The following is a 12,182-nucleotide window of genomic DNA, read 5'->3' as shown; positions in this document are numbered from 1 at the left end:
TCCTAATTTGTTGTGGTCGTGGTACCAGAACCAGAATTCGTCGCGTCGCCAGTATTGGTGCCAGTGGTGGTATCACCAGTAGTGGTTTTATCACTGGCAGAACTGGCACTAGATGCCGAGCTCGACGAGGCTTTGGTGTCATCGCTCGTGTTGCCGCTATTTTGATCACCGTTAGTATTGCCAGTGGTGGTATCACTGGATTGTGATGCGGCAGCCGGTTGTGATGGCTGATTTTGTGACTGATCAGACGCACTGCTGGCTTTGGGTTTGGCGTCAGCGCTTGTAGAAGCAGACGGCTTTTCAGGCTTTTTGGCGCTGCTGGAACTTTGCGTGGCCGCTTTTTGTTTAGACACTAAAACCGATTGGGACGCGGCTGATTTGGGCTTGGCGTTGGGGTTGACGGTGGTGTTGATCACGTTGAAGCCACTGACCAAGACAATAATAGAAACAATGGCCGCTGGTGAAAGCAGCGGCGGGGTCCGGTAAGCCATGAGACAAACTCCTTTCAAAAACTACTGCTTTGATTGTACCGCAAACAAGGCGTTGACACGTTTAAAGATATGCAAAGAAACACAAAACGGCCGCGCAACCACGCGACCGTTAGCTTACTTGGCTAATTTTTTGGCACAATCGGCACATAAACCATACAACTCAAAGTTATGGCTGGCAATTTTGGCGCCTGGCACTTGGGCTTCAAAAAAGCCTAAAGGACACATTTGCAACTCCTGTGCGCGATGACAGTTGGTACAAATGAAGTGATGATGATGCGGATGCTGATAGTCACATTGCAGTTTGACGATGGCTTGTTCATCTTGGACTTCATGCTCCAAGATCCCCAGTTCCTCAAACGCTTTGACATTGCGGTAGATCGTGTCATGTGAAAGCCCAGGATATTGGCTGCGCATATAAGCGTCAATGCTAGTGACAGTCACATAACTATCTGAATGCCGATCCAAATAGGCCACCAAATCGCGGCGCTGTTTGGTGACGCGCATCCCGCTTTGTTTCATTCGCTCTAACGCGATCGCAGAATTTGACATGTTGCCATCCTTTCACATCGTTATCATGACGATTAACTCATCTTACCATAGCCACTAACTAAAAACCAGTAACTGTCTTGGCCAACTGCTTCATAAATTGATCGATCGCTTGTTGCGCCCGTGGCCAGTCGTCATTGGCGATCACCGTGGCACTGGCTTGAAGTTCTGCCGGCAAGACCAAGTCACGTTGATATTCTGGACTGGCTAAACGCGCGGAGACCATTTTCGGGTCATCACCACGCGCCAACAGCCGCGATTTTAAAATCGCCGGATCCTCGATCGTCAAAAACAGCGTGTTGACTGCAGCACCCAGTTTTTGCGCATAGGTGATCGCGCCTTTGGTGTCTAAGACGATGCTAGCAAACGCATGGCGCTCCCAAGCGGCATACAACGATTCATAGGAGCTGCCATAACGATACCCAGCATAGGTCACATCTTCAATGTAGTGATTGCGATCAAAGCTTTCTGGCGTTTCAAACGCATAATCGATCCCTTCAACTTCATTGAAGCGCTTAGGCCGCGTGGTATGGGTCATCACCCGTTGAATATTGTAGGTTTGCGTCAAGTAGCGGCTGACGGTGGTTTTGCCTGTGCCAGTCGCGCCGGTGATCACGATCAGCCTATGCTGCATGGCTGCCTCCGATCGGCGTCACCTCAATATGCAGTTGAAACTTTTCGGTTTGATCCATGACATTCAACACGAAATGGTCATCATCAAATTCGCTAAACGTCAACGTATCGCCAGTGGCATCATCTAATGCTTGCACATCCGTACTGCCGTCTTGCAAAAAGTCAACGATCGTATCGTGTAGGTGATGAATGTCAGCCAAATTGCTGATCGCCAATTCCGAAACTAAAAGGCGCAACGCCTTTTGGGTCGCGGTGACGAAACTTGGCATTGGTTCTTCATCGATCCCAGCATGAAACACCGATAACGTGCCTTGTTGATAACTTGCCCCAATGATCCCATATTGCATCGCGAACGCCTCTTTTCTCTTTTCTTATATTATAGCAAATTACGGGACTAAAAAAACCGCGGTTTCCCGCGGTTTAATTGACAATTGATTACAGGCGACGAGCAAAGCTTGGACGATAGTAGCTCATGCTTTGGGTCGTGACAGATTGACCAGGTTGTGGGGCATGCACATAACGGCCGCCACCGATGTAAAGCGCCACGTGAGTTGCAGAACCAACGCCGCCCCAGAACAATAAGTCCCCAGGTTGTAAGGCAGATAAGGAAACCATGTGGCCGACTGTGGATTGTTGTTGAGACGTCCGTGGCAAGCTTACCCCAGCGCTGGCTGCGGCATACGCCACTAAGCCGGAGCAGTCAAAACCTGCAGGCGTAGAACCGCCCCAAGCATATGGCACGCCGATTTGGGCTAAGGCGGTGCCGATCGCACCAGCTAAGCTACCAGAAGCATTGCTGCTTGAAGCTGTCGCTACTGGCGTCGCTGCTGCTTGGATCGCACCAGTTGCTTTCACGGCTGTCGTTTTGGCAGCCGGTTTGGCAGTTGCTTTGGCCTTGGCTTGCGCATTGGCTTTGGCAGTGTCACCTTGTAAAGCTTTCACTGCAGCTTGGTTAGCATTGATTTTTGCTTGTAATGCCGCTTGCTTGCTGGAAGCTTGGGAAGCTAATGATTTTAATTGATCTTGATCTTTTTCAAGTTGGGCTTCGCTAGCAACCAAGGTCGCTTTGTTGTCCAATGCTGCTTGCTTGACTGCCGCCAGATCTTTGGCTGCCGTTTGCACGTCTTGTAATGCTTGCTGGTTGGCTTGGTTAAGCTTGCCAACAGTAAAGGAGCGTGACACCGCATCATCTAAGCTCTTGGCATTTAAGATAAAGTCGAAATACACGTTACCAGTCACAGATTCGCCGGCTTCTTTTTGCAAAGAACGCAATTGGGCTTTCATGTTTGCCGTGCGCTTGTTGACTTCAGCTTGGGCTTTGGTGATCTTCACATTGTATGTATTGATCTTCGCCGTGGCATCTTTGATCTTCGTTTGCGCTGCTTGGATCGCAATGGCCTTAGCCGAAGCTTTGGTATTGATGTCATCCAAAGTCGATTGGGCTTGTTGCAGCTGTGCTTGTAAGCTAGCCGTACTTTCTGCGGCGTTAACTGTGTGAGTGCCGACCCCAATGGTTGCTAAAATCGTTGCAAATGCGATAGCCGTTACTGTTTTGATCGATGTCATAAATTATTCGCTCCTCTAAGCAATTGTCGTGAACAGTGTAACAAACTAGTGTTACAGAAACATGTCGTCACAGTTAACGGATGAATGCGGTATCGCTACAAAATGCAACGCATGTGTCAAAAGATCAAAAAAGCGATCGAGAATTTCTTCTCGATCGCCATTTGATTAACGATGGATGTATGTGAAGCTTGAGGCGCCAGAAACGGTTTGGGTGTTTGGACCACCTGGGTTGTCAAAGTCCATCCCGCCTTGTTGAACCGTGATGCTGTTGCCAGAAACGCCAACAACATAGGCCACGTGACCGTAACCAGCCGCAGCATTCCAGCCGCCAAAGTTTTGGCCGCCAGCCACAACGACGATCGAACCAACAGCAGGGGTGTTGTTAACTGTAAACCCTTCAGCAGCAGCTGAAGCGCCCCATTGACCACCATTGCCCCAGTGGTTACCAGCCCATGGTGCGACTGACTTCACGTACCAAGTGCATTGGCCATAAGCGTAGGCATTGCCTGCAGAATCAGAAGAGTTATGCGTGCTGCCATTAGTGTTGATGGTTGAACCACCATTTGAGCTGTTACCAGTGGAGGCTGCTGGCGTGTTGTTAGTCGCGGCCTTAGGCGTCGTCGTCTTAGTGGTAGAAGCAGCGGCGCTGAGTTTAGCTAAGCTAGCTTTGGCTGCGGCATCTTCTTTAGCGGCTTGGCTTTGTAAAGCAACTAAGACATCTTTGTTATCAGCGATCTTTTTGTTTAACGCATCGCTTTTGGCATCAGCTGAAGACTTCAAGTTGACCAAGGAAGCTTTATCAGCTTCTAAGGAAGCTTTGGTGTCGACCAAGTCTTGCTTTTTGGCCACTTGTTCGTTTTGCAAGTCAGTCAGCTTGGTTTTCGCATCGTTAACTGCTGCTAAGGCGTCTTTGTTGGCTTGGTTCAACTTGTTCACCGTAGAAGCACGGGAGATCAAGTCAGACAGGTCTTTGGAGTTCAACGCGAAGTCGACATAAACGTTACCCGTGACAGAATCACCAGTTTGTTTTTGCAGTGAGATCAGTTGCTTCTTTAAAACGTCTTTACGCGCAGATAATTCCGCTTCAGTCTTGGTCACTTCACCAGCTAATTGCGTGATCTTCGCTTCAGTTGTGGTGATCTTGGCTTGGGCGTCAGAGATCGCCGTGTTTTTATCGTTGATCTTGTTTTGTAAGTTGATCACTTCTGTGTTGGCCGCAGCTAATTCAGAAACCAGCTTGTCGGTTGCACTTTGGTTGGAAGAAATTTGAGTTTGGGTGTTGCTAGCCGCGGATACAGGCATTGTGGTTGCGGCAAATACCGTCAAGGTTACTGCGGTTACCATAGTTGTTAAGATTGTTTGTAACTTCATTATGTAATTGCCACCCTTTTTTCGTTAATCACTGGTACTAAGGTTACCGTTTCAACGTTACACGATGATTACAGTGAAATTACTATCGACGTACATTTCCAAGTCGCGTCGTAATGTAAGCAACAAAAATAGGCCTCGCAAAAGGCCTATTTATCAAGGTTTTAATGAATCCGGACCAAGAAGTATTTCTTTTTGCCGCGTTTTACAATAACAAAACGCCCGTCAAAATGACTGCTTGGATCGATCTCAAAATCCAGCTCACGTTGTTTTTCGCCGTTAATGGCAATGGCGCCGTTGGTAATATCTTCACGTGCTTGGCGCCGAGAAGCTTCGATCTTGGTGGTATCCACTAACCAAGTGACGATATTTTCTGGCGTACTTGGCGCATCTGCAGTTGGAAATTGCTTGAAGCCTTGTTCGATCTCGCTGGCAGACAGATCTTGCACGTTACCAGAAAACAGTGCGGCCGAAATTGCTTCGGCTTCGTCAACGGCTTGTTGGCCATGGACGAACTTGGTCACTTCTTGGGCTAAGCGCCGTTGACCGATGCGCTTTTCAGGCGCTGCAGCAGACTGGGCCACCAAGTCGGCGATTTCATCTTGAGATAAGAAAGTAAAGAACTTCAAGAACTTCTCAACGTCATGATCATCTTGGTTGAACCAGAATTGATAGAACTCGTAAGGGCTGGTTTTTTCTGGATCCAAGTAAACCGCCCCGCCAGCCGACTTACCAAACTTGGTGCCGTCAGCTTTGAGCATCAAGGGGTTAGTCAACCCATAGACTTTGGCATCAGCGCCTTGGGTTTTATGGATCAAATCGATCCCAGCAGTGATATTTCCCCATTGATCTGCGCCACCGAGTTGAACTTGGACATCTTCATGTTTATATAGATGTAAAAAGTCGATCGATTGCAAAATTTGGTAAGTGAACTCAGTGTATGAGATCCCTTTTTCCAAACGCGATGCCACGACTTCTTTGGCCAACATTTGGTTGACTGGGAACAATTTCCCAAAATCGCGCAAGAAATCCAGCATCGACAACTTGGATAACCAGGTATAGTTATCCACGATGCGGAAGTTATCGCGACCAAAGAGCTTTTCCATTTGCTTGGTGAGCTTGGCTTTGTTTTGGGCGATGGTGTCCATGGTTTGCAACACCCGTTCAGAGTTGCGCCCAGAAGGATCGCCAATAGACCCAGTACCGCCACCAATCAAGATCACTGGTTTATGGCCCATCAACTGGAAGCGCTTGAGCATCATAAATGGGATCAAATGCCCCACATGCAAGGAATCGCCAGTAGGATCCGTGCCGACATAAATGCCGACGTGTTTTTCTTCGGTGAGCTTGCGCAGCCCTTCTTCGTCTGTCAATTGGTTCAACGCGCCGCGCCAAGCCAGTTCATCTAAAATATTATTTGCCATGATAGCCTCCTGATTTTGTGCAAAAAAATAGCCCTGAACAAAAAAACTTGTCCAGGGGCGAAGTCTCCGCGGTACCACCCTGATTTATCACTCATAGATGTTTAACGGCATCGCCCGTGACTGATGATCACAAGGTAAGTCCCTGACTTAAGCTTGTTGACTTCCAGCAATTCGTCAACTCTCTGTGTCCTCACTTAAATCGGTTTGCTTGCACAGTCCAAAGTTAAGTTCAGTCTAGCATACGCAAGCGGTTTGTCAATCGTCGCCATGATCGCGACCCAAGCTGGCCGCAGTTGCGAGTTTACATTAGAACAGTTATTAAGATAGCTTTGAACAAGTGCTCAAGTTGATCTATTGCGTTCATTTAGCTTGTGTGTGCCTTGTTATCGCCGTTTAAATGGATTAAAGTCGACATCGTTAAGGCCGGCCAAAAATTGTGTCGACCTGACTTTACTTTTAAACAACGCTGTTTTATAATGTTCACGTTGTTTAGAATGATTACAATTTGTTTGGAGGCCACACATGAGCTTAGCAGAAAAGATCAATGTGATGCGGGCCAGCGTTATGGGGGCAAATGACGGGATCCTCAGTGTTGCAGGGATCGTCATTGGGGTCGCAGGTGCGACCAGCAATAGTTATGCTATTTTACTGTCAGGGTTATCTGGGATGTTAGCCGGCACTGTGTCCATGGCAATGGGCGAATATGTGTCAGTCAATACCCAACGGGACTCTGAAAAAAATGCCGTGATTAAAGAATCGCGGGCATTAGATGATGATTATCAAGGTGAAGTCGCGTTTATCCAACACAAGTATCAACAAACTGGGATCTCGGCGGCATTAGCGGCCCAAGCCACCAAAGAAATGATGACCAAAGATCCAGTCAACGTCGCCGTGCGCGAACGTTATGGTTTTGACCCTCATGTCAAAACCAGCGCGCTCTCCGCAGCGCTGGCGTCAATGATCTCGTTTCCTTTAGGGTCGATCTTACCGTTAGTGGCGATCACCTTCTTGCCTACCGCGATCCGCATTTGGGCCACGGTGTTGGCAGTGATCTTTGCTTTGGCGATCACTGGCTACACCGCTGCGGCATTAGGCAATGCCAATCGAGGTCGCGCCATGTTGCGCAACGTGGTGTCTGGGATCTTGACGATGGCAGTCACGTATTTGACTGGCACCTTGTTTGCCCATTAGGAGGCCTAAATGAAAACTCTGATGATCAAAAAACGCCACACGCAAACCATGGCGGAACGCGCCAATACCTTGCGCGCTGGCGTATTAGGCGCCAATGATGGGATCTTAACGGTAGTCGGGGTATTATTTTCCGTCGCTGCAGCCACTAGCAACCACTTCACGATCTTCATCGCCGGTTTGGCGGACTTATTGGCTTGTGCGTTCTCAATGGCGACTGGTGAATACTCCAGTGTATCTTCGCAAAAAGATACCGAAGCTGCTGTGGTGGCCACTGAAGCACAATTATTGAAAACCGATTATGCCGGCGAATTAAAAGCCGTGGTGCAACATTACGTGGACCGCGGGGTGTCGACGCTCACTGCAGAAAAAATCGCGGGTGAATTGATGGCCAAAGATGCCCTAGGCACCGTCATCGATGTGAAATACCAACTCAAGCAAGGCCATTATATGAATCCTTGGGACGCGGCTTTTTCCAGTTTGGTCGCCGCAGCCAGTGGTGGGATCTTTCCATTGATGGCGATGACTTTTTTGCCAGGGGTTTGGGCTTGGCCTGGAACGATCGCCGCAGTGGTGGCGACCAGTTGTTTGACCGGCTACTTGTCGGCAAAATTCGGCGATGGCTTAGTCAAAACTGCCGTGATCCGCAATGTGATCATCGGCATCATCACCATGGCGATCCATTACGGCATCGGCCAAGTGATGTAAAAAAATTTTGGATCCAAAAAAGCGCGCCGAAATGACTCGGCACGCTTTTTGGTTTACAACAGCCGCTGATCAAACTGGCGGCGCTTTTTAAAAGATTACTTCCCTGTTGTTGAGTTGCGGCGCTTTAAAGCCGCCGTCAACCGTTCCAGGCGGGCGATGGTGTCATCAAGCGTGAGGTAATAATACACGATATTGCCTTCTTGATGAGAAGCGACCATGCCGATATCTTTCAAAGCTTTGAGATGATGTGAGGTCGCCGGTTGGGATAAGCCGATTTCTTCAGCCAGATCATTGACCTTGAGGCCTTGAGAATCCTTGGCTGCACCTAAGATCATCAACAACCGTTGGCGATTTTCATTGGAAAGCGCGTTAAGATGCCCAATATCTGATTGAAACTCTTCAAGCGCTTCTTGTTGCGCTGCGGAATAATGCTCTGCCATTTCCTTCCTCCACTTGTTGAGATAGTTGCTTAATGCTAGTGTACCCGATTTTTAACCAAAATGGGCATTTTTGCCCAGAAAATATTCATATTTTTATATGACGTTACCGCTCAATTGTAGCGGATAACCCTTGCTTGAGCAAATTTCGAGCAGGTTTCAAATGACGATTGATGAAACTTTCACGGATGAATTTCAGAAATAGGCTTGCTTTTTTCCTCACTATATTTTAATATTTGTCTAATGTTAATGTGACATACAGGAAAGAGGACTTCGACATGACAGTAAATATTGATTGGGATAATCTCGGATTCGACTACATGAAACTGCCTTACCGCTATGTTTCATATTGGAAAGACGGCCAATGGGATGACGGCAAGTTGTCAGAAGATGCCAACATCACCATTAACGAAGGCTCACCAATTTTGCATTATGGTCAAGGGGCTTTCGAAGGTTTGAAAGCTTATCGCACCAAGTCAGGCAAAGTCCAATTGTTCCGCCCAGACCGCAACGCCGCGCGTTTGCAAAACTCTGCAGACAAGCTGTTGATGCCACAAGTGCCAACTGAAAAGTTCATCGACGCGGCCAAGCAAGTGGTTAAAGCCAATGAAGACTATGTGCCACCTTATGGCACTGGCGCCACGTTGTATCTGCGTCCGATTTTGATCGGGATCGGCGAAAACATCGGCGTTTCCCCAGCTAAAGAATATCTGTTCTTGATCTTTGCCCAACCAGTTGGCCCTTACTTCAAAGGCGGCATGGTCCCAACCAAGTTCATCGTGGCCGATTCCTTTGACCGCGCGGCTCATTATGGTACTGGTGGCTCCAAAGTGGGTGGTAACTACGCGGCATCCTTACAAGCCGGCAAGTACGCTCATGAACATGGCTACGGCGATGCCATCTACTTGGATCCGATCCATCATGAAACCATTGAAGAAGTCGGTTCTGCCAACTTCTTTGGGATCACCCAAGACAAAAAGCGCCTGCTGACACCAAAGTCTCCTTCCATTTTGCCTTCCATCACCAAGTATTCCATTTTACAAATCGCCAAGGAACGCTTCGGTTTGGAAACAGAAGAAACGAAGATCTCCATTCATGATCTGGACCAATTCTCAGAAGCTGGCGCCTGCGGGACTGCCGCTGTGATCACCCCAATTTCCAGCATTACTTACGGCGACGACGTGCATGTCTTCGGCGACGGTAAAACTGGTGAATTGACTGAAAAGATCTACAACGAACTGACTGGCATCCAATTTGGCGATGTCAAAGCCCCAGAAGGCTGGATCTACCCAGTCGACTAAAGTCACGTAAAAACCCCGATCGACGATTTGGCGATCGGGGTTTTTACGTGTTACGGCAACTAATGATCAAGAGATCTCGGTCATCGGCGGTTTCTTGACTATTTTAAAAAAGCGCTTGCATTTTTAAATCTAAGGTGCTACACTACATGTCTCAACAAAAGCAAACGTTTAGAGCAGGTACCTTTTGTTGAGAAAAAGCAGTAAGCAAAGCAAGGCGGTTAGGTACATCGCACAAGCTTTGTGGCAGCAAAGTCACCATGGGGCCGTAGCGTGGTGATATGACTTCCGTGGGCCTTAAGAGCGCTGGCGTACCGAAGAAAATAGTCAGATGTAACTCCGGCAAAAAGTGAGTCACAGAAGCGACCCATCGCCTGTATCGATCGACCAATAGAAGTTGAGCATTGAGACTACTGTCGCGCAGTTTCGTCCAATGACTTCCCCAACTTGGCCCAAGACCGATCCCCACGATGCGTCGGATTGTGCAAAACCCGGGATCCACCTGCACCATGTTTTACCCACACGCGTTTTAGACTGTGGCCGAAGGAGTGCCCACGGGCATGACAACGTGTGACTGCACATTGGGGTCACACTTCACAGACGTAAACTAAGGCACCTAAATTGGCGCAGTAGGCACTTTTTCAACCAAACGTTGAATCAGTGCCTATTTTATTGCCTTAACCTAGCCACCCGCCGTGCACTTCAGTGGCTTCTACTGCCAGGATGAAGGCTTTCGAGTCAATGGCGTGGACGCGCTCGATCATCGCGTGAAAATTTGGTTGATCGACCACCACCATTAACATTTCGCCAGTTTCACCAGAGTGGCCGCCAACCACTGGCTGGACGGTCAACCCGTGATCTGGCGTGGCATCCAGCATGGTTTTCATGGCGTCGAGTTTGGTTGACATGATGTAAACGGCTTTTTTTCGGTCTAAGCCGGTTTCGACATAATTCATGACCAAGCTAGTCAAGGCGATGGCAAAAATCGCCAACACGAACGCTTCGATGCCAGAAACAAAAATGTTGAAAAAACATACCACCAAATCGACCACAAACAACCCGATTGCCGGTTTGATATGGAAATATTTTTGCATCAACATCGGCGGGACCGTGGTTCCTCCGCTAGAAGCATCAATGCGATAGTTCAACGCCACCCCAATGGCGAAGATCACACTCCCCACGATCACTGCCAACAAGCGGTCTTCCACGATCTTGACTTGTGGCATCACTGCCAGCATCACTGGCAACAATAAACTACCGATCAAGATTCGCTTAGTCGTGGCGCGGTCTAAAAAAAACCACGCCAAGCCTAACATCACGACATTGACCAACAAAGTGGTCAAACCCAATGGCACGCCAAACGCTTCTTGCGTCAAAATCGCGATCCCTGTGGCGCCGCCAGCAGCGACACCATGCGGGGCATAAAAAAAGTTGATGCTCACGGCGATCAAAGCCAGTGCCATCAACATGATGACGCCGCGGATCACTGGCTGTTGGGTCAATTTCTGCATAGGTCACCTCATATTTTCTTTATATTAAGCATAACAAAAGGTGACAAGCACCGTCAACTTGGCTGATACGCCAACAAGTCGCCAGGTTGACAATCCAAGGCCTCACACAGCTTGATCAACGTGGTAAAACGGATGGCTTTGGCTTTGCCAGTTTTTAAAATGGATAAGTTCGCCAACGTCATGTCCACTCTTTCGGCTAACTGCGTCAAGCTCATTTGCCGATCCAACAATAACTGATCTAAATTGATCGTGATCATGGCGGCCTCCTATATCGTCAAGTCGTTTTCGACTTTATAATTCAACGCAGTGGCCCACAATTGTTGTAAAACTGCCAAGAAAATCGTCACCATCAAAGGCAACGCCACGATCCCAGCACCGACTAAACACAGCCCTGGTGAATCTTCAAATTGGGCCGCGACATATACTTGAGGCATGATCGCCGCCAAGCCGACGGTAATGCCGCCAACGGCATATTTTAACTGGCGCAGATTCGTCACTGCCAGCCAAGAAAACGCGGTGTTTGTTTCAATGCGCCGCAGTAGCCGCCAAGCACAAACGATCGCGACAAAAAAGCATGCCACTGCCACATAAATGCCCGTCGTCATCACCCAAGCAGTGACAGGTTGATGATAGATCCGGATCAGATTGTTCGGCAGGCGCCAAAATAACATGGTGGCAAACATCCCCACCACCAAACCAGCCGCCACTAACATCACTTTTAAACTCAATGTTTTTGCTTTCATCAGCTCACCTCAAACTTGATTATAGCCAAGATTTTATCGATAATCAATAAGCTTTTACCGATTATCAATAACATTTACGTCTGACGGCAACAAAACAGACTAACCTTAGTGGTGAAGATTGATTCGACGGAATCTTTCTTCACCACTTTTCGTTTAGGCGTAAAGTGGTAGTGAAGTTGACCTGTCGTAGGTTTTTTTGGCGCTAGACGTCGCAAACAAAAATGGCAACTTCACTGCACCATCACATAATCTGTTCGTAGTCTGTTGGC

At 48.2% G+C, this 12,182-nt stretch carries 14 protein-coding genes; 3 read left to right on the top strand and 11 right to left on the bottom strand.

The genetic code is table 11. From position 1 onward, the window contains the following. Nucleotides 1-2: 2 nt before the first annotated feature. From ACKTSG_RS04715 to tyrS, 7 genes are all read right to left on the bottom strand, one after another. Complete coding sequence (locus ACKTSG_RS04715) at nucleotides 3-491, bottom strand: hypothetical protein (protein WP_407892452.1); 489 nt, start codon at nucleotides 489-491, stop codon at nucleotides 3-5. A gap of 114 nt (nucleotides 492-605) precedes the next feature. After that, on the bottom strand, nucleotides 606-1,040 hold the full coding sequence (locus tag ACKTSG_RS04710; RefSeq protein WP_407892450.1) for a Fur family transcriptional regulator: 435 nt from the start codon (nucleotides 1,038-1,040) through the stop codon (nucleotides 606-608). Between the two features lie 58 nt (nucleotides 1,041-1,098). Continuing rightward, the gene (locus tag ACKTSG_RS04705; RefSeq protein ID WP_407892448.1) at nucleotides 1,099-1,671 is read right to left on the bottom strand and encodes a guanylate kinase; all 573 of its coding nucleotides are present in this window, start codon (nucleotides 1,669-1,671) and stop codon (nucleotides 1,099-1,101) included. Continuing rightward, nucleotides 1,661-2,017 (bottom strand): hypothetical protein, encoded by a 357-nt coding sequence (locus ACKTSG_RS04700; protein ID WP_407892446.1) that lies wholly within the window; start codon nucleotides 2,015-2,017, stop codon nucleotides 1,661-1,663. Before ACKTSG_RS04700 ends, ACKTSG_RS04705 begins: the two co-directional genes overlap by 11 nt. 88 nt (nucleotides 2,018-2,105) lie before the next feature. Then, nucleotides 2,106-3,236 (bottom strand): C40 family peptidase, encoded by a 1,131-nt coding sequence (locus ACKTSG_RS04695; RefSeq protein WP_407892444.1) that lies wholly within the window; start codon nucleotides 3,234-3,236, stop codon nucleotides 2,106-2,108. 165 nt (nucleotides 3,237-3,401) lie between these two features. Further along, a complete protein-coding gene (locus ACKTSG_RS04690) occupies nucleotides 3,402-4,607 on the bottom strand; it encodes a coiled-coil domain-containing protein (protein ID WP_407892442.1) in 1,206 nt (401 codons plus the stop codon). Nucleotides 4,608-4,768: 161 nt separating this feature from the next. Next, entirely contained in the window at nucleotides 4,769-6,028 is a 1,260-nt protein-coding gene (tyrS, locus tag ACKTSG_RS04685; RefSeq protein ID WP_407892440.1) for a tyrosine--tRNA ligase, read from the bottom strand. A 522-nt stretch (nucleotides 6,029-6,550) separates the two neighbouring features. Between tyrS and ACKTSG_RS04680 the strand changes: the two genes are divergently transcribed. Together ACKTSG_RS04680 and ACKTSG_RS04675 are read left to right on the top strand one after the other, a co-directional pair. Beyond that, the gene (locus ACKTSG_RS04680; protein ID WP_407892438.1) at nucleotides 6,551-7,219 is read left to right on the top strand and encodes a VIT1/CCC1 transporter family protein; all 669 of its coding nucleotides are present in this window, start codon (nucleotides 6,551-6,553) and stop codon (nucleotides 7,217-7,219) included. Nucleotides 7,220-7,228: 9 nt separating this feature from the next. After that, on the top strand, nucleotides 7,229-7,924 hold the full coding sequence (locus ACKTSG_RS04675; RefSeq protein ID WP_407892437.1) for a VIT1/CCC1 transporter family protein: 696 nt from the start codon (nucleotides 7,229-7,231) through the stop codon (nucleotides 7,922-7,924). A 95-nt stretch (nucleotides 7,925-8,019) separates the two neighbouring features. On the opposite strand, the gene ACKTSG_RS04670 is transcribed toward ACKTSG_RS04675, so the two are convergent. Then, nucleotides 8,020-8,364, bottom strand: a complete 345-nt coding sequence (locus ACKTSG_RS04670; protein WP_407892435.1) for an ArsR/SmtB family transcription factor — start codon at nucleotides 8,362-8,364, stop codon at nucleotides 8,020-8,022. A gap of 275 nt (nucleotides 8,365-8,639) precedes the next feature. Here ACKTSG_RS04670 and ACKTSG_RS04665 point away from each other — a divergent pair, with 275 nt between their 5' ends. Next, nucleotides 8,640-9,662: a branched-chain amino acid aminotransferase gene (locus ACKTSG_RS04665; RefSeq protein ID WP_407892433.1), complete on the top strand. Its 1,023-nt coding sequence runs from the start codon at nucleotides 8,640-8,642 to the stop codon at nucleotides 9,660-9,662. A 674-nt stretch (nucleotides 9,663-10,336) separates the two neighbouring features. Here ACKTSG_RS04665 and ACKTSG_RS04660 read toward each other — a convergent pair. From ACKTSG_RS04660 to ACKTSG_RS04650, 3 genes are read right to left on the bottom strand one after another with little or no spacing between them, the layout of a single operon-like run. After that, nucleotides 10,337-11,170 (bottom strand): YitT family protein, encoded by an 834-nt coding sequence (locus ACKTSG_RS04660; RefSeq protein WP_407892431.1) that lies wholly within the window; start codon nucleotides 11,168-11,170, stop codon nucleotides 10,337-10,339. Between the two features lie 53 nt (nucleotides 11,171-11,223). After that, nucleotides 11,224-11,427: a helix-turn-helix domain-containing protein gene (locus tag ACKTSG_RS04655; RefSeq protein ID WP_407892429.1), complete on the bottom strand. Its 204-nt coding sequence runs from the start codon at nucleotides 11,425-11,427 to the stop codon at nucleotides 11,224-11,226. A 9-nt stretch (nucleotides 11,428-11,436) separates the two neighbouring features. Beyond that, nucleotides 11,437-11,913: a DUF2975 domain-containing protein gene (locus ACKTSG_RS04650; protein ID WP_407892427.1), complete on the bottom strand. Its 477-nt coding sequence runs from the start codon at nucleotides 11,911-11,913 to the stop codon at nucleotides 11,437-11,439. Nucleotides 11,914-12,182 lie beyond the last annotated feature (269 nt).

It is taken from the genome of Lacticaseibacillus salsurae, from assembly GCF_045862175.1.
In the GTDB taxonomy this organism is placed as follows: domain Bacteria; phylum Bacillota; class Bacilli; order Lactobacillales; family Lactobacillaceae; genus Lacticaseibacillus; species Lacticaseibacillus salsurae.
This window is presented reverse-complemented; position numbering and strand designations above follow the sequence as displayed.